This window comes from Alicyclobacillus herbarius DSM 13609 (genome assembly GCF_000430585.1).
GTDB classification, from domain to species: domain Bacteria; phylum Bacillota; class Bacilli; order Alicyclobacillales; family Alicyclobacillaceae; genus Alicyclobacillus_G; species Alicyclobacillus_G herbarius.
On the sequence record NZ_AUMH01000005.1, the window covers coordinates 80,139 to 102,211 of the forward strand.

At 58.5% G+C, this 22,073-nt stretch carries 21 protein-coding genes; 20 read left to right on the forward strand and 1 reads right to left on the reverse strand.

Features of this window, described 5'->3' with window-relative positions:
* The first annotated feature begins 15 nt into the window (after positions 1 to 15).
* From H522_RS20350 to H522_RS0104850, 13 genes are all read left to right on the forward strand, one after another.
* A complete protein-coding gene (locus H522_RS20350) occupies positions 16 to 1,332 on the forward strand; it encodes an ABC transporter substrate-binding protein (RefSeq protein ID WP_081411879.1) in 1,317 nt (438 codons plus the stop codon).
* A 138-nt stretch (positions 1,333 to 1,470) separates the two neighbouring features.
* Complete coding sequence (locus H522_RS0104805) at positions 1,471 to 2,373, forward strand: carbohydrate ABC transporter permease (protein WP_026961434.1); 903 nt, start codon at positions 1,471 to 1,473, stop codon at positions 2,371 to 2,373.
* The gene (locus H522_RS0104810; RefSeq protein ID WP_081411880.1) at positions 2,370 to 3,254 is read left to right on the forward strand and encodes a carbohydrate ABC transporter permease; all 885 of its coding nucleotides are present in this window, start codon (positions 2,370 to 2,372) and stop codon (positions 3,252 to 3,254) included. Before H522_RS0104805 ends, H522_RS0104810 begins: the two co-directional genes overlap by 4 nt.
* An 82-nt stretch (positions 3,255 to 3,336) precedes the next feature.
* The gene (locus H522_RS0104815; protein WP_026961436.1) at positions 3,337 to 4,314 is read left to right on the forward strand and encodes a glycoside hydrolase family 130 protein; all 978 of its coding nucleotides are present in this window, start codon (positions 3,337 to 3,339) and stop codon (positions 4,312 to 4,314) included.
* 229 nt (positions 4,315 to 4,543) lie between these two features.
* A complete protein-coding gene (locus H522_RS21425) occupies positions 4,544 to 4,753 on the forward strand; it encodes a hypothetical protein (RefSeq protein WP_051343908.1) in 210 nt (69 codons plus the stop codon).
* Positions 4,725 to 5,255, forward strand: a complete 531-nt coding sequence (locus H522_RS17670) for an MFS transporter (RefSeq protein WP_245578018.1) — start codon at positions 4,725 to 4,727, stop codon at positions 5,253 to 5,255. Before H522_RS21425 ends, H522_RS17670 begins: the two co-directional genes overlap by 29 nt.
* A 14-nt stretch (positions 5,256 to 5,269) precedes the next feature.
* The gene (locus H522_RS17675) at positions 5,270 to 5,800 is read left to right on the forward strand and encodes an MFS transporter (RefSeq protein ID WP_035452655.1); all 531 of its coding nucleotides are present in this window, start codon (positions 5,270 to 5,272) and stop codon (positions 5,798 to 5,800) included.
* Between the two features lie 278 nt (positions 5,801 to 6,078).
* Complete coding sequence (locus H522_RS17680) at positions 6,079 to 6,798, forward strand: sugar transferase (RefSeq protein ID WP_051343910.1); 720 nt, start codon at positions 6,079 to 6,081, stop codon at positions 6,796 to 6,798.
* 42 nt (positions 6,799 to 6,840) lie between these two features.
* Positions 6,841 to 9,375 (forward strand): nucleotide sugar dehydrogenase, encoded by a 2,535-nt coding sequence (locus H522_RS21905; protein WP_081411883.1) that lies wholly within the window; start codon positions 6,841 to 6,843, stop codon positions 9,373 to 9,375.
* Positions 9,363 to 10,523, forward strand: a complete 1,161-nt coding sequence (locus tag H522_RS0104835; RefSeq protein ID WP_026961437.1) for a glycosyltransferase family 4 protein — start codon at positions 9,363 to 9,365, stop codon at positions 10,521 to 10,523. The genes H522_RS21905 and H522_RS0104835 overlap by 13 nt, the downstream gene beginning before the upstream one ends.
* Before the next feature lie 24 nt (positions 10,524 to 10,547).
* The gene (locus tag H522_RS20360) at positions 10,548 to 11,726 is read left to right on the forward strand and encodes a glycosyltransferase family 4 protein (protein ID WP_051343911.1); all 1,179 of its coding nucleotides are present in this window, start codon (positions 10,548 to 10,550) and stop codon (positions 11,724 to 11,726) included.
* Entirely contained in the window at positions 11,723 to 13,156 is a 1,434-nt protein-coding gene (locus H522_RS0104845) for an O-antigen ligase family protein (protein ID WP_026961438.1), read from the forward strand. Before H522_RS20360 ends, H522_RS0104845 begins: the two co-directional genes overlap by 4 nt.
* A gap of 22 nt (positions 13,157 to 13,178) precedes the next feature.
* Positions 13,179 to 14,039, forward strand: a complete 861-nt coding sequence (locus H522_RS0104850) for a glycosyltransferase family 2 protein (protein WP_155836199.1) — start codon at positions 13,179 to 13,181, stop codon at positions 14,037 to 14,039.
* A 182-nt stretch (positions 14,040 to 14,221) separates the two neighbouring features.
* Here H522_RS0104850 and H522_RS0104855 read toward each other — a convergent pair whose 3' ends face one another.
* On the reverse strand, positions 14,222 to 14,584 hold the full coding sequence (locus tag H522_RS0104855; protein ID WP_026961440.1) for a helix-turn-helix domain-containing protein: 363 nt from the start codon (positions 14,582 to 14,584) through the stop codon (positions 14,222 to 14,224).
* A 324-nt stretch (positions 14,585 to 14,908) separates the two neighbouring features.
* Here H522_RS0104855 and H522_RS0104860 point away from each other — a divergent pair, with 324 nt between their 5' ends.
* The 7 genes from H522_RS0104860 to H522_RS0104890 all read left to right on the forward strand — a co-directional run bounded on the left by H522_RS0104860 (position 14,909) and on the right by H522_RS0104890 (position 21,979).
* A complete protein-coding gene (locus H522_RS0104860; RefSeq protein ID WP_026961441.1) occupies positions 14,909 to 15,175 on the forward strand; it encodes a PqqD family protein in 267 nt (88 codons plus the stop codon).
* Positions 15,176 to 15,180: 5 nt separating this feature from the next.
* Positions 15,181 to 15,795 carry a S24/S26 family peptidase gene (locus H522_RS0104865; RefSeq protein WP_026961442.1) on the forward strand — a complete coding sequence of 205 codons (615 nt, stop codon included), beginning with the start codon at positions 15,181 to 15,183 and terminating at the stop codon, positions 15,793 to 15,795.
* Between the two features lie 14 nt (positions 15,796 to 15,809).
* Positions 15,810 to 16,352 carry an ABC transporter transmembrane domain-containing protein gene (locus H522_RS0104870; RefSeq protein ID WP_026961443.1) on the forward strand — a complete coding sequence of 181 codons (543 nt, stop codon included), beginning with the start codon at positions 15,810 to 15,812 and terminating at the stop codon, positions 16,350 to 16,352.
* A gap of 111 nt (positions 16,353 to 16,463) precedes the next feature.
* Positions 16,464 to 18,332: a sigma-54-dependent Fis family transcriptional regulator gene (locus tag H522_RS0104875; RefSeq protein WP_026961444.1), complete on the forward strand. Its 1,869-nt coding sequence runs from the start codon at positions 16,464 to 16,466 to the stop codon at positions 18,330 to 18,332.
* 271 nt (positions 18,333 to 18,603) lie between these two features.
* Positions 18,604 to 19,596: a thiamine pyrophosphate-dependent dehydrogenase E1 component subunit alpha gene (locus H522_RS0104880; RefSeq protein WP_026961445.1), complete on the forward strand. Its 993-nt coding sequence runs from the start codon at positions 18,604 to 18,606 to the stop codon at positions 19,594 to 19,596.
* 21 nt (positions 19,597 to 19,617) lie between these two features.
* A complete protein-coding gene (locus H522_RS0104885) occupies positions 19,618 to 20,658 on the forward strand; it encodes an alpha-ketoacid dehydrogenase subunit beta (protein WP_026961446.1) in 1,041 nt (346 codons plus the stop codon).
* A 22-nt stretch (positions 20,659 to 20,680) separates the two neighbouring features.
* Complete coding sequence (locus H522_RS0104890; RefSeq protein ID WP_026961447.1) at positions 20,681 to 21,979, forward strand: dihydrolipoamide acetyltransferase family protein; 1,299 nt, start codon at positions 20,681 to 20,683, stop codon at positions 21,977 to 21,979.
* Positions 21,980 to 22,073 lie beyond the last annotated feature (94 nt).

A 22,073-nucleotide genomic window follows, 5' to 3' on the forward strand; every position in this document is an offset into this window, starting at 1 on the left:
GGGGGATGATGCACGATGCGAAGCACTGTATCCAGGTGGACTGTAAGCGTCGTCATGGCGGGAGCGCTCCTCTTTTCAACCACAGCCTGCGGGAGTGGGGGGAATGCCAACGCGAGCTCAAGCAGTGGCAAAAGCGGATCGTCCGGTCCGGTGACGATTACTTTCGGCACCTGGGGCGGCGCCGAAGAGGACGCGCAGCTCCACAAGATTATCAACAAGATCAACCAAAAGTACAAAAACGAATTCCAGATTCGAGAAATCAATACGCCGGCGAACTATGACCAGAAGTTAAAAACCGAGATTGCGGCCGGATCGGCCCCGGACATTTTCTATCTGCCGGATGGTGAGGCGAGCACCTATGCGCAAAGCGGGGCTATCCTGGACTTGCAGCCGTACTTGAACAAGTACAAAGATAAGTATGTCGTGGCCAACTTAGACAACTACTATCCGAATACGCTCAAGAACGATAAGTATAACGGAGACTACTATGCACTTCCTTGGATTGGCCAGCCGACCGTCATGTATTACAACCCCAAGCTGTTTAAACAGGCGGGGCTGCCGGAACCAAAGGATGGCTGGACATGGCAAGACTTTTTGCATGATTGTCAGGTCATTAAGCAGAAGACGGGCACGTATGGATTTCTTCTATCGAACGGGTGGCCGCCGGTATACGACTTTGTTTGGTCGTACGGGGGGCACTTTTGGAACCAGGATATGACGAAAAGCACATTCGACTCTCCACAAACGGTAAAAGCGCTGACGATGTTGCACACGCTCGTCGCGCAGAAATTGGTTCCCAGCCAAGCTGAACTGGCCAACGTCGACATCGAGGACCTGTTCCGGCAGGGGAAAGTGGCGATGTTTGCCGGCGGTGCAGCGGACGGCAACTATGCCGCCAAAGGCTTTATGGCAAAGGTCGCCCCCTTGCCAAAGGGAGCAGTGCAGGTGACCGATTTGGGGATTGATGACATGGCCATCAATGCGCATACGAAGGTGAACAAAGACACCGTGTTTAAGGCGTTTGTGGCCCTGTTGGACGGGATTGACCACTGGAAGGTGGTGCCGCCGATTAAACAGTACGCGGCCAACCTGGAAGCGATGGACGTTCCGGACGCTCCCGGAGGGCACACACCCAAAGACCGGATTCAGCCGATTTTGACCTCGATGGATCACGCTCGGATGTTGCGCATGCTGCCGAATCCGACCGCTCAGCAGAATTTCTGGAATGTGCTATCCAATGACGTCTATGAACCTTTGTTGCTCGGCAAAGAGTCACCACAGCAGATTGCGAAAAAGACCCAGGATGACCTGAACGCTCTGCTGAAGAAGTAGGGTATTTGCGCCATCCCGGATTCTCGGCACCTTGCCAAGCCTTGTCCAGGATACGTCCTCGGCAAGGTTTGGCAAAGAGCTGCGGCTCCTGGTTTGTGCTGGAGCCGCAGCGCTCGCGGCAACAAGGGGGACTAGGCTGTGAACAGGAAACAACGCGAGGCTATACTCGGCTATCTCTATATCAGTCCCTGGTTAATCGGGTTTGTCTGTCTAACACTGGGGCCACTCTTGGCGTCTCTGTACTTTGGCTTTACTCAGTACAATCTGCTCAATGCGCCCAAGTTCATCGGCCTGCAAAACTACGCTCACCTCTTGAACGATCCGGACTTTTGGCAGTCGCTGTATGTCACTTTTTACTATGCGATTTTCTCGGTTCCGCTTGACTTGCTGGTGGCGCTCGGAATGGCCATTCTCCTGAATCAGAAGGTCCATTTCATGCGTTGGTTTCGCACCATCTTTTATTTGCCGGCGGTGCTGCCGCCGGTGGCCGTGGCTATCCTGTGGAACTGGATACTGAACCCGAAATACGGGATTTTGAACCGGTTTCTTGCCCTGTTCCATTTACCTCAGCCGCAGTGGCTGGTCACGCCGCAGTGGACGGTGCCGTCCTTCATCGTCATGAGTGTCTGGGGCGTCGGCACCTGGATGATTACCTTCTTGGCCGGACTGCAAGACGTGCCCGTGAGCTTGTATGAGGCGGCCATTATCGACGGCGCATCTGTCTGGAAGAAATTTTGGTATGTGACCTTGCCCATGATTTCGCCGGTCTTGTTTTTCAACCTCGTGATGGGGGTCATTGGTGCTTTCAGCTTCTTTACTCAGGCGTTTGTCATGGGGTCTGGCTATGGTGGCCAGGGTGCGGGGGTAAACAACGCAGGATTGTTCTATGCCCTTAACATTTATATCCAGGGCTTTTCCGATTTGAACATGGGTTACGCCTCCGCCCTAGCGTGGGTGTTGTTCTTGATAGTCCTTTTGCTGACCCTGATTATCTTTAAGAGTTCAGCATTGTGGGTGTACTACGGAGGTGAGAGAGAATGAGTGCACAGACGCCGATAGCCGTCTCACCGTCCGTTACTGCGGGCGTTTCTACGTCGGTCCGCCACCGTTTGTCCCGGTTGGTGACGTACTTGCTCTTAATCGGGACCTCCGTCTGCTTTTTGATTCCGTTTGCATGGCTGATTGTCAGCGCGTTTAAGACGAGTGATGAGATTTTCGTCTATCCGCCCGTATGGTGGCCGGAACACTGGCGCTGGGAAAACTTCATTCAGGCATTAACGACCTTGCCGTTCGGGCGTTATGCCCTGAACTCGATTTTAATCGCAATGGTCAATGTCATCGGCAACGTGGCCTCGTGTGCTCTGGTGGCCTACGGTTTTGCCCGCTTTCGATTTCCCGGTCGTCGAATTTTATTCATGGTTCTCCTAGCGACGATGATGGTTCCCAGCCAGGTGCTATTGGTTCCTCAGTTTGTTTTGTTCCATGAGCTTGGTTGGACGAACACGTTTCTGCCTTTGACCGTGCCAGCCTTCTTCGGATCCGCCTTCTATGTGTTCCTGCTGCGTCAGTTCTTTATGACGCTGCCCCCGGAATTGGAGGAGGCTGCGAAAATTGACGGTGCTGGCAGCTTTCGCACCTTCCTGACCATTGTCTTACCGCAGGTGAAACCGGCGTTGACGGCCGTCGCCATCTTTTCCTTTCAGGGCGCATGGAACGACTTTTTATCGCCATTGATTTACCTGAACGATCCAAGCAAGTACACGCTGCAATTAGGTCTCGCCCAATTCCAGGGTACCTATCATACCGAATGGAACTTGATTATGGCAGCCACTGTAGTGGTTATGCTCCCAATGCTCGTAATCTTTTTTGCAGCCCAGCGATACTTTATCGAAGGCATTACCATGACCGGGTTGAAAGGGTAGTCTCGTTCATGACACCCAGGTCACTCGGGAATGCCCAGAGTGCAGACAAGCCTACGTCTCATACCGTGAGGAGAGCTGTAGATTGAGTCCTGTTGTACAAACCGTTACGTTCCCGCTTGGTCCTTTTGTGAAGCACGGTGCCAATCCCATTCTCGGTCCCATTGGGGATACGTGGCAGGCGAAAGACTTGTTCAATCCCACCGCCGTCTGCAAAGACGGGAAGGTCTACTTGCTCTATCGGGCCGAAGACTATTCGGGAATCGGACATTGGAATGGCACTTCGCGCATCGGATTGGCCATCAGTGAGGATGGCATCCACTTTGAGCGACACCCTGAGCCCGTACTGGTTCCGACCGAGCCCTATGAGTTGCCTGGCGGGTGTGAGGACCCGCGTGTCACCCAAGTTGGCGATACCTACTACCTCACCTATTCCGCATTCGATGGCCGCAGCGCTCGCCTGTGCTTAGCCACGTCGACCGATTTGTACCATTGGACTAAGCACGGCGTCCTGTTCCCCGAGTGGGTGGGCGGTACGTCCAACCGGGTGTGGTCCAAATCCGGTGCCATTCTGGCCGATCCGCTGGATGGCCGTTACGTGATGTATTTTGGTGACACCAACATCTGGGTAGCCTACTCGGAGGACCTGTTGAGTTGGATTCCAGAGAAGGAGCCGGTATTGCGGCCCTCTGTGCATCCGCACGCGTTTGATAGCGCACTGGTCGAGCCTGGACCGCAGCCCATCTTGACTAAGGACGGGATTCTACTGATTTATAACGCGGCGCGGCGTTTAAATCCGGATCAACCCATATCTCCAGACGATCCGGTTGGCTACGGTTCCCTCCGGTACGCCATCGGACAGGCGCTGTTTTCCCGCGAGAACCCCGCTCAAGTCTTGGTCCGTACCGAGGAACCGTTCATGACTCCGGGATCAGAACATGAACTCACCGGGCAGGTGGACAACGTGGTGTTTGCTGAAGGGCTTGTTCATCACAACGAGACCTGGTATCTCTACTATGGAATGGCGGATTCAAAAATCGGCGTAGCCGTGTTTGGCAGATAGCCGTCCGGAGTGTCACAGCATGCGTTGGTCCTTGCGAGACCTACAAACCTGAAAGTGGGCTGTTTCAAGGTGTACACATGGCGCTTTGAAACAGCCCACCGCTGTTTATCACGGCTTCATACGATGGTGGGCAGACGAGGTTTTCTTATTTCTCTGGTCGACTAGCACCAGCGGCGTAGAATGTCTGTAGATGGTTTTCGCATGTTTTCGCATGGGAGATGTTTGCCATATGCGCGGGAAGCGGCTGAAGATGCACCCGAATGCGCACAAACTGATTTGGGTTCGCGGCCTGCGCAGTATCGATCAAGGGGCGATGGTCGTCGATCTGACCCTGTATTTACGAGATCTACACTGGAGCGGGGCGTCCCATTGGCGGTGTCACATCGGCCGCCGGGCTGATTGGCGCCGCCTTGATTTTCCTCGTAGGGGTACTCAGTGACCGCATGGGCCGTAAGCCGTTTTTGTTGATTTATGAAAGTTTAACCGTCTTGGCGGCGCTCGCGGCCTGTCTGACGATGGACGCTGTGGTTTTGGTTTTGGCTATCGTGATTGCAGGGTTTGGCCGGGGGCAAAGTGGCGCTGCGGGTCCCTTCAGCCCGGCGGAGCAAGCGTGGTTGGCAAGAGTGGTTGACCGAGACGACAGAGGCCCAGTATTCAGCCTCAATAATGCGGTAGGCTTTTTTGGTATGGCCGTGGGTTCCATGCTCGGAGGCCTACCCGGTCTGTTGCACGGATCGACTCCCTTAGCGAATTACCGTCCCGTTTTTGCATTGGTGATGGTGCTGTCGCTTATCTGTGTCGTCATCCTGATCACACTCCGAGAAGAGGCCGCGCGAGAAAAGCCTCAGTCCTTGGACACCTCTCGCCTTTCCGTTCCTCTGCGACTGAGGACGACGAACGACAAATTCGTCGTCAGGAAAACCGTTCTCTGCCCATCCTAGGGGCAGTCAATACCTTGAATGGGCTCGCCGTTGGCCTGACGGGACCGATGATGGCTTACTGGTTCAGCCTGCGGTATGGAGTCGGCACCGAAGCGGTTGGCGTCACGCTTGCGGTAGGATTCTTGGCCACAGGCCTGTTCTCAATTGTGAACGAGACGATGGCCCGGAAGGTGGGTATGGTCAAGTCTGTAACCTGGATGCGGGTAATCGGTTCCATGATGATGTTTGCTTTACCGTGGATGCCCAACTTTGCCTTGGCCTCTGCCCTTCATGTCCTGCGAAACGCCGTAAACCGCGGGACGCAGGGGAATCGGAGTGCGCTCAGTGCCAGTTTGACCCGCGACCAACGAAGGGGATTTGCCACCAGCGTCAATGCACTGTCGATGCGTCTCTCCTCTTCCATCGGCCCTGCCATCACCGGGAACCTGTTTGACCTAAACGAGCTCGCCCTGCCCTTGCTGTTGACAGCCGGCTTGCAACTGCTCAACGCCGGGCTGTATCAATGGGTGTTCGGTCGGTATGATCGAAAGGAAGAACCCCGGTGACGTCTCTCATGATTTTTCCTGAAAAAGTTCTCCATCTATCCGAAAATCCCCATTCTTGAACCGGAACGCAACAGAAAATATTTTTGTTCTATATTGAGAACAACAAGTTTCGGTTGTATACTCTATAAAGAACATAGTGGTTCTGCATAAAGCACTACCCGGTTCAGTTCACTTCACGTTGTCCCTGTCACGAATTTGCCGATACCACGTAAGGCACAACCGGCACAGTGCACGTGACCGGCTTCGAAACAAAGGAACTTGCCAGGAGGAAGGAATCAGTGTCGAGCCACGAGGAAGGCTTGGAAAAAATTGTACGTCTGCCTGTTGGCTATGTCCGTCGAGATAGATCGCCAGTGGTACCGTGGCCAGCTGTAGACGCGCAGGCCGTACGAGGATTCGGATGGCGGGTCGTGAAGCGCGCCACGGATGTGGGGATCAGCCTACTGCTTTTGCTGCTTTTATCCCCAATCATGCTGCTGGTGGCCTTGGCCATCAAGTTGGACGACGGCGGGACGGTCATCTACCGACAGACGCGGTTGGGTTTGAATGGGCAGGCTTTTCAAATGCATAAGTTTCGCAGCATGCACAAAGACGCGGATAAACGGCGGGCGGACCTGCTCCACCGAAACGAGATGTCCGGACCGGTCTTCAAGATCCGGGACGATCCGCGCGTCACCCGTATTGGCCGCTTCTTACGGCGCACGAGTTTGGATGAACTGCCACAGCTCTGGGATGTCCTGCTCGGGCACATGAGTCTCGTTGGGCCGCGTCCCCCATTGCCAGACGAGGTGGAGCAGTACACGGTTGAACAGCGTCGCCGGCTCAGCGTAAAGCCTGGGATTACGTGCACCTGGCAAGTCAGTGGTCGCAATCGAATTGATTTTGAGCGGTGGGTGCAGATGGACCTGGAATACATTGATACCTGGTCCTATCTGAAGGATTGGGCAATTCTGCTACGGACCATTCCAGCCGTGGTGAAGCAAGACGGCGCCCACTGATTTGGTGGAGTCCATGGATGTGGGTGGTGGGGAGGCGCTTGCATGAACCAGGAAAACAGTCTCGAAAACCGTATCGAAACGGCGTGCGGATCGCTACGCATCGTCTTGGTTCATGACTACCTGAATCAGCGTGGAGGCGCAGAAAAGGTGGTGGGGGTACTCCATGAACTTTTTCCGGAGGCTCCCATTTACACGTCGATTGTCGACCGGGCGCAACTGTGGCCCAGCTTGCTTGAAGCCGAGATTCGGACCAGTTTCGTCCAAAAGTGGACGTTTGTTTGCGCGCACTTCAAGTGGTTTTTCTGGCTCTATCCGCTTGTCTTCTGGACGTTGAAACTGCCCCGTTGTGACGTGGTCATTTCCTCCAGCAGCGCGTACGCAAAAGGGGTGCGCCTGCCGCGGCGGGATCGGCCGCTGCACATCTGCTACTGTCACACACCGATGCGGTTTGCCTGGAACTTTCCCGGTTACGTGGAGAAAGAGCGGGTCCCCACGCTGGTCAAACACTTGGCCCGTTGCTTCGTTCCTTTCCTCAAGGCCTGGGATAGGGCTACCGCGAAACGCGTCGACGTGTTCATCGTCAATTCGCGGGCGGTACAGAAGCGGGTGAAACAGTGCTATGAACGCGAGTCGGTCGTGTTGCATCCTCCGGTCGCGTTGGCGGCCCGTCTGGAACGCACGGTCGAGGACTTCTTCCTCGTCGTCTCGCGGCTCGTCGCATACAAACGGCTAGACCTGGCCGTCATCGCCTGCACTCGGGCCAAGCTGCCACTGGTCGTCATTGGTGATGGGCCGGATAAAGCGCGTCTGGAATCGCTGGCTGGTCGGACGGTGCGATTTCTGGGTTTTCAGGAGCAAGCCGTCGTAAACGACCACTTGGCCCGCTGTCAGGCGTTCATCTTTCCGGGCGAGGAGGACTTTGGCATTGCGCCCGTAGAGGCTCATGCACAGGGGCGGCCGGTGGTGGCCTACCGCGCCGGCGGCGCGTTGGATACGGTGGTAGAAGGGGTCAATGGTGTCTTCTTTGACCAGGCAACTCCCGAGTCCCTGCTCACCGCGCTCGAGCGGGTGGCTGCCCAGCCGTGGGACGGGGCGGTGATTCGCGCAACGGCGGAGCGATTCAGTCGGGAAAGGTTTGTGGAGGGTCTTCATCGGATCTTGAACCGTGCGGTGGCGAAAACGGTCGGAGCGGTGGACACACCTCCAGTAGACGTGGAGGACGCACCACCCGCAACTGTACGGGTCAGAGCAAAGGGGGGGGTCGTCATGAACGTCCTCATTGTCGGGACAGGGTACGTTGGCTTGGTGACCGGTGTCTGTTTCGCTGGTCTGGGCCATCAAGTCCTCTGTGTCGATGTCGACAAAGACAAGGTCTCGCGATTGCGGCGCGGCGAGGTGCCGATACATGAACCGGGACTGGCGGATAGACTGACGGCTGCGTTGACCACCGGTCGCCTGACTTTTGCGGCGGAGATTCCAAAGACCAAGGCTACGGATGTGGCACTGATTACAGTCGGTACTCCCTCCCTGCCGGATGGGGACGTCGACCTGCGCGCGGTTTGGTCCGTGGTCGAGGAATTGGCCGTGAAGCTTCCTGAACGGGCGGTCCTGGGAACGAAGAGCACTGTCCCTGTGGGGACTGGGCAGGCTATCCGAAGACGATTGGACGCTTTGGGCCGCCACGACCTCTCGGTGGTTTCGGTGCCGGAGTTTCTGCGCGAAGGCAGCGCCATCATGGATACGCTGCACCCGTACCGGCTCGTGTTCGGCGTGACGGACGCCCATGGAGAGGCTGCGTTGCGTGCCTTGCATCAGGGGTTGAACGCCCCTGTCCTGGTGACCGATACTGCGACGGCCGAGATGATGAAGTACGCGTCTAACGCGTTTCTCGCCACGAAGATATCCTTCATCAACGAGATTGCCAACATCTGTGCTCGCACCGGCGCTGACGTCAGCCAGGTCGCGCTGGGTATGGGGCTCGATCCGCGCATCGGTCCGGCCTTCCTGCGCGCCGGCTTGGGTTACGGGGGCTCTTGCTTTCCCAAGGACACCCGGGCGCTTGTCCACATCGCCGGTGCGGCTAACTATTCTTTTCAGCTGCTCAAGGCGGTCGTGGAGGTGAACCAGCGGCAACGGCTGCAGCCAATCAACCAGTTGCGCGCCTGGTTTGGTTCTCTCAAGGGCCTGACGGTGGTCCTGTTAGGGGTGGCGTTCAAGCCAGGAACCGACGACACGCGCGAGTCCCCGGCCAACGACCTGACCATGCTGTTACAGGTGGAAGGGACCAACGTGCGCTTGGTCGATCCGGTCGTCCGTCAGGTCCCGTGTCTTGACGGGGGGATGGTGCCGGTGCTGGAGGACGCGTACAGCGCGCTGACGGGGGCAGATGCGGCGATTCTCGTTACAGAGTGGCCCGAGTTTCTCGAGTTGGACTGGAAGAAGGTGGCGGCGTTGATGAGGAGGCCGTTTGTGTTTGACGGCCGGAATGTGCTGCCTTCGGGCGAGTTGCAGGCGGCAGGGATCACACTCGCGAACGTCGGGGGTCGGGTCGAGGAGGCGACACGGTGGATGTCTTGATGACGGGCCTGGAGTGGTTTGGCCAGCGGCCGGGCGGATTGCCGCGCTATTTAATGGACTTCTCTCGCGCCTGGTTGGAGCGGGGACACCGGGGGCGCGTCTTGGTCCGCGTTCCTCCCACAAGTGGGCGGAGTGCGCTGCCGACCTACGTGCGGGGGGTCGAAGTGGCGGGCGGCCCATGGGCGGTTCGACGCGCCTGGGCTGATGTCTACCGGGAAGAACTGGCGAGGCGGTCTTTTGACGTGTTCAACCCGCACTTTGCCTACTACGCTTGGGCGTGGGATAGAGGAGCGGTGGATATTCCCGTGGTCACCCACTTTCACGGCCCGTGGGCGTATGAGGCGCGGGCCGAGCGCCAGGGGCGGGCGCCGTGGGTGACCGACCTGATTTTCCGGGCACAGCGATCCATTGAGCAACGTGTCTATCGGACATCGGATCAATTCATCGTGCTCAGTGAGGCTTTTGCTCACCAGCTCAGGGACTTGTACGGCGTACCCGAAGACCGCATCCACGTCATTCCCGGTGCGGTCGATACGGAGCGTTTTACACCTGCCCAGGATAAGGTGGCGGTTCGCCGTCAGTTGGGGTTGCCACAAGACCGGCTTGTCCTCTTGACGGTGCGGCGTTTAGCCCGGCGGATGGGTATCGAGAATCTGTTGGAAGCGGTGGCCGATTTACACCGCGAATTCCCAGAGGTGTACCTGGTCATTGTGGGCGGTGGGAGTCTGCGTCTGGAGCTGGAGCGGCGAGTCGCTGCACTGGGCCTGACCGACAAGGTTCATTTCGCAGGTCGAATCGCCGACGAATGGCTGCCCAAGTACTACCAGGCGGCCGACCTCATGGTGGTACCGTCACTGTCCTGGGAGGGGTTTGGCTTGGTCACGGTGGAGGCGATGGCCTGCGGGACGCCGGTCGCGGGTACACCAGTAGGCGGAACGAAGGAAATCTTGACGGGGTTTTCCCCTCACCTGCTGTTTCCGGGCGCCACGGCTACCGATATTTGCAATGGATTGCGTCATATTTTGGCGGCCCCCCAGCGTTTGCCGCGCGCCGCGCAAACACGCCAGTATGTCCTGGCCCATTACACCTGGGATGCGGTGGTGACGCAGGTGGAGCGTGTGTTTCAGTTGGCGGGTGGGCGTGGATAGCGAGCGCCGGGGGGAGGGAGTCGGTTGCAATCACGGTTGCGGCTCTTGTACTACAACCATACAGCGGAAGTGAGTGGCGCTGAAATCAGTCTCTTGACCGCCTTGGTTCAGCTGCGCAGACAGGCGGAGGTGGCATTGGCGGCCCCGGAAGGCGAGCTATTGACCCGGGCGCGGGCGTTGGACATCCCGGTTTACATCCTGCCCGGGTACAGCGCGCGCATGACGACCCATCCGTTGCGACTGCTGAGCGGCGTATGGGAGATGTATCGGTGTAGCCGCCACTTAAAAGCCCTGCTTCGGGCCATTCGGCCGGATATCCTACACGCGAACTCGATTCGTGCCGGCCTGATTGCTGCCGCGGCCGTACGGGCGCAGTCGGTGGGGGTGGTTTGGCATGTGCGCGACAACCTGGAGACTAATCTTGTGGGGCGTGTGATAAGGCGCATCGCGGAGGCGCGGGCGGACACGGTGGTTGCGATTTCCGAGGCGGTGGCCGCCCACTTCGCCACTCGACCGAGACTGCGCCACAAGACCCGGGTGGTCTACAACGGCGTCGATGTCGATCCACTTACTTGCGCGAGTTCGCTGCGGGCGGAACTGGGTCTGTCCAAAGATACATTTGTCGCAGCGGTGGTGGGGCAAATCACCCCCTGGAAACGTCAGCATGACGCCATCGCCGCGTTTCGGCGTATTGCCTTTGCGTGTCCGAACAGCGAGCTGTGGATTGTCGGGGCGGCGAAGTTTCGGGTGGAGAACCAGCAGTACGAGGAGTGGCTGCGGCGTCAGGCAGCCGCAGCGGGACTGGTTGAGCGGGTACGGTTCTTGGGCTTTCAAGCGGATATCCAGCGTGTGATGGATGCGATTGACGTCCTCCTTGTTCCGAGTGACCACGAGCCTTTTGGCCGCGTCATCATTGAGGCGATGCTGGCAGGAAAACCGGTGATTGGGACCGCGGGCGGAGGGATTCCGGAAATCATCGTGGATGGCGAAACCGGATACTTGGTACCTGTGGGGAATGTGGACGGGTTCACGGAGCGAATGTTGACCTTGCAGGGTGCTCCAGCCCTGCGCACTCGGCTTGGAGCGGCTGGACGGCAGCGCGTGCTTGAACGCTTCACCTCGGTTCAGTCGGCTCGTGGTTTAGTGCAAGTATACGAAGCCCTGAAACATCCGTTCGAGGTTCAGGCGGGGGTGTCAGGATGAGTCTGCGCCGGGGACTGTTATGGGGCATGAGCGCGATAGGGGCCCTCTTGTTTGCAGCGATGCTTGGCCGGGTATCCGTCACTTCGCTCAGTTCCCCGAGTGACCTCGCGTTCGTCTTGTTGGTGGCACCCGCGCTGGCGCTGGTCAGGAGCCAGGCGCTCCCCATCTACATCCTGGCCGTATGGGTATGCGCCCCCGAGGTGCGCCGGTACGTGGACTTTGTGAGTGGACAATATCATGCGCTATCCCCAATCAGCATTGCGCCGGTGGTCTGTACCCTCACTTTGCTCATCCCGCTGCTGACACAGCCGCCGCGCTTATCCCGTAGTCTGCGCCTTGCCCTGCAGGGGTTTGTCCTCGCTTTCCTCTACGCGTTCGCGCTTGGGTTTTGGCACAACCATTTTGCCGCCATCTGGGAGATGCTCAATTACGCCGTGCCGCTGCTGCTCGTTCTCTATGTACAAAGCCGACAACCAGACACTCAAATCCGCGATCGCTGGATTATGTCCCTGTCGGTTCTGGCGGTGCTGGTCGCACTGTACGGTTGGGTGCAGTTTCTGACTGTACCGCCCTGGGACGCGTTTTGGATGGAAAACAGCGGGATGGCCTCCATTGGCCAACCCAAGCCGCTGTTGGTGCGTGTGTTTTCCACCCTCAACTCGCCCGGACCTGCGGCGAATTTCTTTGCTATCGCCCTGGCGCCGATGCTGTTTGAGCGGAAGTGGCGTCGTCCATTCGGCTTTGCAGGCGTATTCGTAGTCGCCTCCGCTTTGGCCCTCACCTTAGTCCGATCCGCTTGGCTGATGCTGATGGTGGCGGTTCTCATCTACGTCTTCCGTGCCCGCCGTGCAAACCGGGTGCGGGCTCTTGTCGGCATCGGCGCGGCGTTTATTGTCGTCTACCTTCTGATTCCGCACTTGCCAGGGGCGAGTGTGGTGATGGCTCGTGGCCAGACGTTTGCCGACTTGAGCCAAGACCACTCGGCGACGGTCCGGCTTCGGTTCACGCTGGGCTTCCTCCCGCAGTTGCTGCACCACTTGACCGGGGTTGGGTTCGGATCGACTGGCGTGGCGACGAAGCTGACCAACGATGGACAGCTGGGTGTGTATGGAAACTTTGATAACGGGGTCTTGGACCTGTTCTACACCTTCGGTCTGGTCTGCGGTCTGGTGTTTTTCATAGCCGAGTGGATGGTTGGCAAGGCGCTTGCGAGCATTTCGCCGCTCGCTCCACACAGCTCGCTGGCGCTGGCGCTGTTGCTGGCGATGAATCTTGAGCTTCTTTCCGTGAACGTCCTATCCGGGATGGGCGGCCTACTGCTTTGGTATGTAGTCGCTGTGGCGCTGCCACCCCCGCCGGTGACCGCTGTCGACGTCCCAAACTTGGAATGCCCGTCCCGCGCGACTGTGGGACGAGGAGCCTGGCGATGATTTTACAGGGGGGATGGGCACCGTGAACATTCCGTTACAACCTACGACGCCGCTGGCGTCTGACATCGGACCGAACACTCCGCCGTCGCCCAGTGTATCCATAGTGGTCCCCAGCTACCGCCGTCCGCGGGACCTGATGCGTTGCCTGGTCGGTATCGGAGCGATGGATGAATGGCCGGAGGAAGTTGTGGTGGTGTTCCTGGACGATGATGCGGAACCCTTGCCCGACTGGCTGCACCGGCTGCGGGCGTGGTTTGCGCGGGACTTGGCTATTGCCGGCGTCGGTGGGCGTGACATCCTGATGGGCCCGAGCCATGCGGCGGAACGGCAGCTGCCTCCGGTCAAACGCGTGGGTCGAGTCACCTGGTATGGCCGCTGTATCGGCAACCATCACCGAGGGACGTTAGGGCCCGTGGATGTGGATGTACTCAAGGGTTGCAACATGGCCTATCGGCGGGAGTTGGTTTGGTTTGACAGTCACCTCCGGGGCCATGGCGCTCAGGTGCACAATGAATTCGTGCTTGGCTTGTGGCTGCGCGACCAAGGGTATCGCCTAGTTTACGATCCGCACCTCGTTGTCCGACACTATGTGGCGGAACGATTTGACGAAGATGGCCGAGTAGTTCGTACACCAACGGCCATCGCCAACGAAGCGTTTAATCAGCTCTACGCGCTGGCCGTCCGGCCGTGCCGTGTACGCGCTTGGCTGGGCGTCGGCTATGCTTTGTCGGTGGGCAGTCGAGCGGCCCCCGGAATCCTGCGCGGCCTTGTCGCTGTTCTCCGGGGTGAGCGACAGACCATACGCGCCCTGTGGCCATCTCTGCGAGGGAAACTGGCAGCCGTACCCTGTCTGTGGGGCGGCGCATGGTACGTACGAAAGTGAGTAGAACTGTACAGATTGGCTTCCTTGGTTCTAGACCTCCGATTTCCGCCCCAGGGCTCGGGGAGCGACGCGGTCAACGAAAGAAGAAAGCGACAGCCTATTGATGGACGGCCGCTCGGAGATGGTTTCTGTTCTAAAATCAAACGAGACAAATGTCAGGAAACCGGCAGCCGAAGTACAGCTCAAACCTCACCATTTTGTTTGCGCCACTTCTGAAACTCGAGGAACTCGCGAAACTGCTGTTTGCTAACTCCGGATTCCATAGCCTCCCGAACCAGTCCCAGCCAGGCCGGATCTAGATCCTGAGGGTCGGTTTCCGGCTTCTCCTGCAATAGGTCCTGAACAGATACGTCCAGTACCTGAGCGAGCTTATCCAAGACTTGTACGGTTGGGTTCGCTTGCAGTCCTCGTTCGATGGAGCTTAGATAAGATTTAGCTATGCTAGCTTTCTCAGCCAGGTCGGACAGAGAAAGTCCCTTTTGGATTCGTAGGTTGTGAACGCGCTCTCCGAGACTGAGAGGGCGGTCATGTTCGTTGCTGTCCATGGCTTCATCCATCCCGTCTCCGCGTTTTAGGTGTGGCGGGAGAAATCGCTGTTATTATACCAAAAAAATCGGGCGTAAAATCACGCGCGCCAGGCTTCACTCGAACACATTACGAATTTATTTTTATTCCCGTGGCTGTAAGCCGCATGCGACTAAGTGGCCCGGTCTCCGTTCGTTCTAGGATTATTGTTTGAAGATTCTATTGGTCCCACGATGCCCACGATGGTGGGTGATTGTTGCGGATGTATAAACGACTCACCGCAGTCGTACCGATTTATACACTGGAGTTTACACTGAGTGACCGTTTTTGGGAGGTGATGGAGGGTGATTCTGTACTGTCGCAGTCGTGACGTGGAGGCGGTGGAGATGGACGGGGAATGGTTGATTTTACACACGCGGCATTTTACCGTAACCCGCCTCAATGAGGCAGGCGGTTGGATTTGGGACCAGCTCCGTCAGCCTAGAAGCGCGCTCGATCTCGCTGCGGATCTCGCGGCGGTCTACGAGGTATCCACTACTCAGGCTTTGTCCGATGTGGGCGCGTTCCTGGCGCAGCTCCAGGCGGCTGAACTGATTGAAGCGGTGGGTTGAAAGCCATGGGTCAGCAGGAGGTTTCGCTGCCCGGGCTCGGGCCCGAATTCGAGATTCCACGACACATCCAGGCGCTGCGCAAGCGTCTGGTGGCTATGGGCCACATGGAGATTCTCACTGGACCGGAGCACGGAAAGAGTATGTGGCCGACCCTTCAGTCTGGGGACGTATGTAACCTGGTCCCGGCAGAGCAGATTCGACGCGGGGACATGGTGCGCTACTGGTCCCCGGCTGGATATTTCATCCTGCACCGCGTGCGGAGCGTGGTGTATGGTCGGTCGAATCCCATCCCGTGGGTTGTCTGTCGTGGGGATGCCAACGTGAACGAGGACAATCCTGTCCCTGTTTCGTGGTTTGTCGGACGCGTGGTATCTCATACTCCGCATCCGCGGTCGGTTTCTCTGCGCGCCTTGTCGCTCGTATGGAGGGTGTCCTTGTTTGGACGCCGCTTGTTCTGGCAGATGCGCCGTGCGGCCGCGCGGCAAGGGCGGTCTCGATTATGGACTGCGGTTGCGGGCGTGCTGCGGGTGGGACGTGGGCCGTTCCATCGGAACACGTGGAGGTGGATGCCGGGGAAGCCCCCAACGCCCCCGTGGGCGAGTGGTAAGCAAGACAGCTGAGGAGGCAGAACGGCATGCTGGGGCCGATAGCTCGCTTGTTGCCCTACATTCGCCGCCACGCTTGGGTGTATTTCGGGCTGGCCGGCACGTTGGCCATCGACATCGTGCTCTCCTTGTTTTTCGCCTGGTATTTTCAACACCTGACCGAAGCCGCCACGTCCCGCCAACTCGCCGACGTTGAGGGTCTGGTGGTTTTGGGGCTGGGCGCGGTGATCGTGGGCAGCCTACATGCCTACGCCCTCACAGTCCTACGCGCGGCGGCCATTGGGCGCGTTCAGGCGGACCTGCGCGAAACCCTGTATCGACACTTGCTGCATGTACCGTACTCTGATTTGGCGCGCCACACCGTGGGTGAACTGGCGGCGTGCCTACTCAATGACATCGACAAGGTCGAGGGGGCGATTGGCGACAACCAGCTCAATTTGATTCGTATGCCACTCACCGGGCTGTGCGCCTTTGTCTACCTGTTGACCATCAACGTACAGCTTGCACTCATTTCCGTTCTTTTGGCTCCCCCTGCATCCTCGTCGGGCTATTGTTCTAACAAAATAGAATGAATAGTTTGTTTGATGTGTGCTATCCTTCAGTGTGACGGATGGTCGAGCGATGTGAGAAGTGGCACTTATCGAAACGCGTCTAGAGACGATGTGTAGAGGAAGGGGTCCTCGATGCCTGGTGAGAAGTGGCACTTGTCGAATCGCGTGTGGAAACGGTTTGTGGAGGAAGGCGTGCTGGATGCCTATCGGGTGAGCTATCAGATTGCCGAGTCTTGGTTGCGGTGTCGTCAGATTGGGGTCAACCCGTATGCGGGCCGGGGACGAGAGATTTTAACGGGGCCAGAGTTTTCGGCACGCAAGCGCCAGTCCGCGCGTCTGCAGGCCGTGGCGGAACCACACCTGCGGCGCCTTTACCAGAACCTCCGTGGGGCGGGCTTCATCGTGTTGCTGATTGATGCGGACGGATACGTCCTGTCCATGATGGGGGATGAGGACATCGTCCGGAGGGCGCGTGACATCCAGTTTGTAGAAGGCGTCCGGTGGACGGAGGCAGAAGTCGGAACGAACGCGATAGGGACTTCACTCGTGGTCAATCAGCCCCTGATGCTCATCGGTTCTGAGCACTACGCGGTGGCGTCTCAGGACTGGAGCTGCGCGGCCGCCCCCATTCACGATACGGACGGGGCGGTTGTGGGGGTGGTCGACGTCTCGGGCCTGCCGGATGCGGCCAAACTGGATACGCTCGCCGAGGTAACCTTGACGGCCTACGCGATTGAACAAGCCTGGCGCAGCGAGGAACAGGCGATTCTCACGGAGCTGCTACATGTGGCGCACCACGTTGTGGCTCAAAAACAGGTGCGGTGTACCATTCTTACAGACGGACAGCAGAGAATCGTGCACGTCAGCCGTGACCTCGAGCGCATCGGTCGACACGGCTTTCGCCGCCCCCTGCAGGAGTTTCTGAACGAAGGTTTTCGTGTGCAACACATCCAGCCCATCGCATCTCCTACGAGGTCCGATAGGGAAGTCCCCATCGGCTATCTTGTAAGCGTTTTAGCGATTCCGAAAGACAAGAGCGTCTTGGCCCCGGGGCTCGGCGCTGCGTTTCGTTTTACAGGCGAGCCCGGGATGAGCGCCGCGTTCCAAAGCCTATTGTCCGAGGTCCGGCAGTTGGCCGGGACCGACACGTCTGTTCTCATCTGTGGCGAAAGTGGGACGGGGAAGGAACTGGTTGCGCGCGCGATTCACGAGAACAGCCCCAGGCGGCACGGACCGTTTGTTGCCCTGAATTGTGGTGCGGTGCCCGACAACCTGTTGGAGAGCGAGCTATTTGGCTATATCGAAGGGGCTTTCACCGGGGCACGCAAGGGTGGGCACAAGGGGAAGCTCGTTCAAGCGGATGGCGGAACCCTGTTTCTCGACGAGGTCGAGGCCATGTCGCGATCGCTGCAGGTGGCGTTGTTGCGGGTGCTGCAGGAGCGCGAGGTGGTTCCCGTGGGCAGCAGCCGCGTTCAACATGTTGACTTTCGGCTCATCAGCGCGAGCAACCAAGACCTCTGGGAGCTGGTGCAGCGGGGGGAGTTTCGCGCGGATTTGTACTATCGTCTTTGTGTCTATCCATTAACCGTGCCACCCCTGCGCGAGCGCAGAGAGGACATCCCTAGCTTGATTCAATTTTACGCCCGACGCCACGGATGGCGGGCTGTCCTCGCGCAAGAGGTGCTCGAGCGCCTGACCGCATACGATTGGCCTGGAAACGTCCGTGAACTGTTCAACGTGCTGGAACAGCTGCGGGTGAAAGCCCCGGACGGGGTGGTTGGTCTTGCGCACCTGCCTGCTTTTCTTTCTCCGCCATCGCAAATGCAAGGTGAAGACATCGATTTGGATAACCAGGCTCGGCTTTCCTATCGGGAGCAAATTCAGAGGCAAGCCATGATGCGCGCGTTGACAATGACCGGCGGCAACGTCACCCAGGCTGCGCAACGATTAAACGTGCCACGGAGTACGTTCTACCGTCGTATGCGCAAGTTTGGGCTTTAGATGTCCTCACCCTCAAGCCTTGCTAAGACATCGCGAGACAGATTGGGACCTAGGTCTCATTCTGTCTCGTTTTTTCGATCCGCCCGTATCTGCCACGGCATTCAGCCAGGTGCGGCAAACCGGAACGGATCGAGAAAACGTGAGGTATCCACCAGTTGGCACGAACTTTGCATACTCTTCGGGACAGGAGGTGGTAAACGCTTACGTCAGCTTTGGGCAACGCCGGTAATGGGATGAGAGACTTGACACTTCACCGAAGGGGGAAGCGTTCATGACGATGGTTCAGACGGAACAACCGGCCTTCACCAAGGAGAAGGCTCTGTGGATGTTTCGCAAGATGGTGGAAATCCGCCGTTTTGAAGACGCAGTCCATGAATTGTTCGCCAAAGGCAAGCTGCCCGGTTTTGTCCACCTGTACGCCGGGGAAGAGGCGGTGGCGGTTGGCGTCTGCGCCCATCTGACAGACGCGGACAGCATTACCAGCACGCACCGCGGCCACGGCCACTGTATCGCCAAGGGGTGCGATCTCGACGGCATGATGGCTGAGATCTACGGCAAGGCGACTGGGCTTTGCAAGGGGAAGGGCGGATCGATGCACATCGCCGACCTGACGAAAGGGATGCTCGGCGCCAACGGTATCGTCGGGGGCGGGTTTCCGCTCGCTTGTGGCGCGGCCCTGACGGCCAAGCGCAGGGGAACAGAGCAGGTGGCGGTGTGCTTTTTCGGCGACGGGGCAAACAACCAGGGTACGTTCCACGAGGGCTTGAACCTGGCTGCGATTTGGCGGTTGCCGGTCATCTTTGTGGCGGAGAACAACGGCTACGCGGAAGCCACGCCGTTTTCCTATGCCTCTAGTTGCAAGCGAATTGCCGATAGGGCGGCAGGCTACAGCATGCCTGGGGTGGTAGTGGACGGCAAGGACGTTGTCGCGGTGTATCAGGCGGCCGCCGAGGCGGTGCAGCGGGCGCGCCAGGGCGATGGGCCGACCCTCATCGAGTGTATCACTTACCGGAACTACGGCCACTTTGAGGGGGACGCCCAGACCTACAAGGTCAAAGAAGAGCGTAAGCGTCATCTCGAAGATCTGGATGCCATCACCCGTTTTCGCAGCTATCTCGTCGATGGGGGACTCGCTCAGGAGGCGGAATTGACCAGGATTGAAGCGGAGGTGCAGGCGGCCGTCGAACACGCGATTCAGTTTGCTGACGAGAGCCCGCTGCCGTCGGTCGACGACCTGTACGAGGACGTCTACGTTTCTTACTAATCGGGGACGGAGGGATGGATGATGCCGAGAAACCTTTCGTTTTCTCAAGCGATTCATGAAGCGTTGACGATAGCCATGACGAGCGATGAGAACGTGGTGCTGATGGGCGAGGACGTGGCGGGCGGGGCTCAGGTGGACCATCTGCAGGATGAAGACGCTTGGGGCGGTGTGCTCGGGGTGACGAAAGGGCTGGTACAGCGGTTTGGGCGTGAGCGGGTACTCGACACCCCCATCACGGAGGCCGGGTTCATCGGTGCTGCCGTCGGCGCTGCGGCCACAGGCCTGCGCCCGGTTGCCGAGCTGATGTTCAACGACTTTATCGGCAGCTGTCTGGACCAGCTGATGAACCAGGCGGCCAAGCTTCGCTACATGTTTGGCGGCAAGGCGGAGGTGCCGCTGACTATTCGCACCATGCACGGGGCCGGGTTCCGCGCGGCAGCCCAGCACTCGCAGAGCCTCTACGCCTTGTTTACCCACATCCCAGGCCTGAAGGTAGTCGTTCCCGCCACTCCCGCCGATGCGAAAGGTCTGTTACTGACGTCCATTTACGATAACGATCCGGTCATTTTCTTCGAGGATAAGACGCTCTACAACATCCAGGGCGAGGTCCCGGAAGGGGACTACCGGGTGCCGCTCGGCAAGGCGGACATCAAGCGCGTAGGCGGCGACCTGACCATCGTGGCCATCGGCAAGCAGGTGCATACCGCCCTGGCAGCTGCCGACGCTCTATCCGCACAAGGCATCGACGCGGAGGTGGTCGACGTCCGCAGCCTCTCGCCGCTCGATGAAACGACTATCCTTACCTCGGTAGAAAAGACGAATCGGCTCATCATCGTCGACGAAGCCACGGCGCGCTGCGGCGCCTCGGCGGACATTGCTGCCTTGGTTGCGGAGAAAGGGTTTGACAGCCTGGATGCGCCGATTAAGCGGGTGACCGGTCCCCACACTCCGGTGCCCTTCTCGCCCACCCTTGAGGATGCTTACCTACCAACGCCCAGCAAAATCATTCAGGCCGTAGCCGAACTCCTTGGCGACAGTTCGATTGCCGCGGCTGTCCGGTAAACGCGAGGAGGAGGAATTGAACGTGCCCACGGAAGTCATCATGCCCAAGTTGGGGATGGGGATGGAGCAAGGAACCGTCGTGGCCTGGCAAAAGCGAGTGGGCGATACGGTGCGCAAAGGGGAATGTGTCGTCGAAATCCGTTCCGAAAAGATTGAGTTCGAGGTCGAATCCCCAGTAGACGGGGTGTTGTTGGATATTTTGGTCCCGGACGATGGGGTTGTGTCGTGTGGGACCGTCATCGGATATGTGGGAGAGCTGCAGGAGGCTCGGCCCGCGGCTGGGGACACTGAGGTCTCTTCGGCCTCTTCACCCGGAAGTGGGCTGGCGCCAACCCGGTCTGAGGGCGTCCCGAAAATCTCCCCGGCAGCCCGAAAATTGGCTCGCGAGCTCGGGGTGGATGTACGTAGCGTGACCGGAACTGGCCCTGGAGGGCGCATCACCAAGGAAGACGTGGAACGGGCGGCCGAAGTCCTCAGACAGGCGGGAGGAGACATCACACGTACGGCCGTATCCGCACCAGCCGTGTCTGCTGCTCCTGGGGGGGGCGGTACATCCAGCGCGGCTCCACGAACGGCCGTCGAGCCTGCCGCAGCAAGTCCCATAGCAAGCAACCTGATACCCGACAAAGGCGCGCGCGAGGTGGTTCCTCTGACGCCGATGCGTCAAGCCATTGCCGCACGCATGATGCAGAGCCTGCACCAATCCGCACAACTCACCATCACCATGCGGGCCGACGTGACTGCAGCCGTAGAGTTGCTTCATTCCCACGCGGATTGGCTCAAACAACGTTACGGGGTGAAGTTCACATTAACCGATTGGGTCGCACGCGCCACCGTGCTGGCTTTGCAGGACCATCCGGAGGTCAACGGATGGATGATGGAGGGCGGGATCCAACTTGCCCCTGCGGTTCACCTGGGCATCGCCGTAGCTTTGGACAATGGCCTCGTGGTGCCGGTGGTGCGCGATGCCGACAGGCTGTCATTTGGCGAATTAGGCCAGGCAATCAAGTCCGTGAGCCAGCGGGCTCGCGCCGGAAAACTTGAGCCGGGGGAGACGGGCGGATCGACCTTTACCATGACCAACCTTGGGGGATACGGGATTGAATTCTTTACCCCCATTCTCAATCCGCCTGAGATTGGAATTCTAGGGGTGGGCGCAGCACAGGAGACCGCGGCTTTTATTGCGGGGGGGTGGCAGGCATGTACTCAACTGCCACTCAGCCTGACGTTCGATCACCGGGCATTGGACGGAGCTCCCGCAGCGGCCTTTCTATCGAGTGTGAAGCGGTACTTGGAGGAACCGGTGCGGATGGTCTTGTGACTGGATGCTGAAATGTGGGCCGTGGTCGGATTCGAGATCTTCACTAAACGAGAGAAATCGTTTTAAGAGGAACAGAGTAGCGCACTCTGTTCCT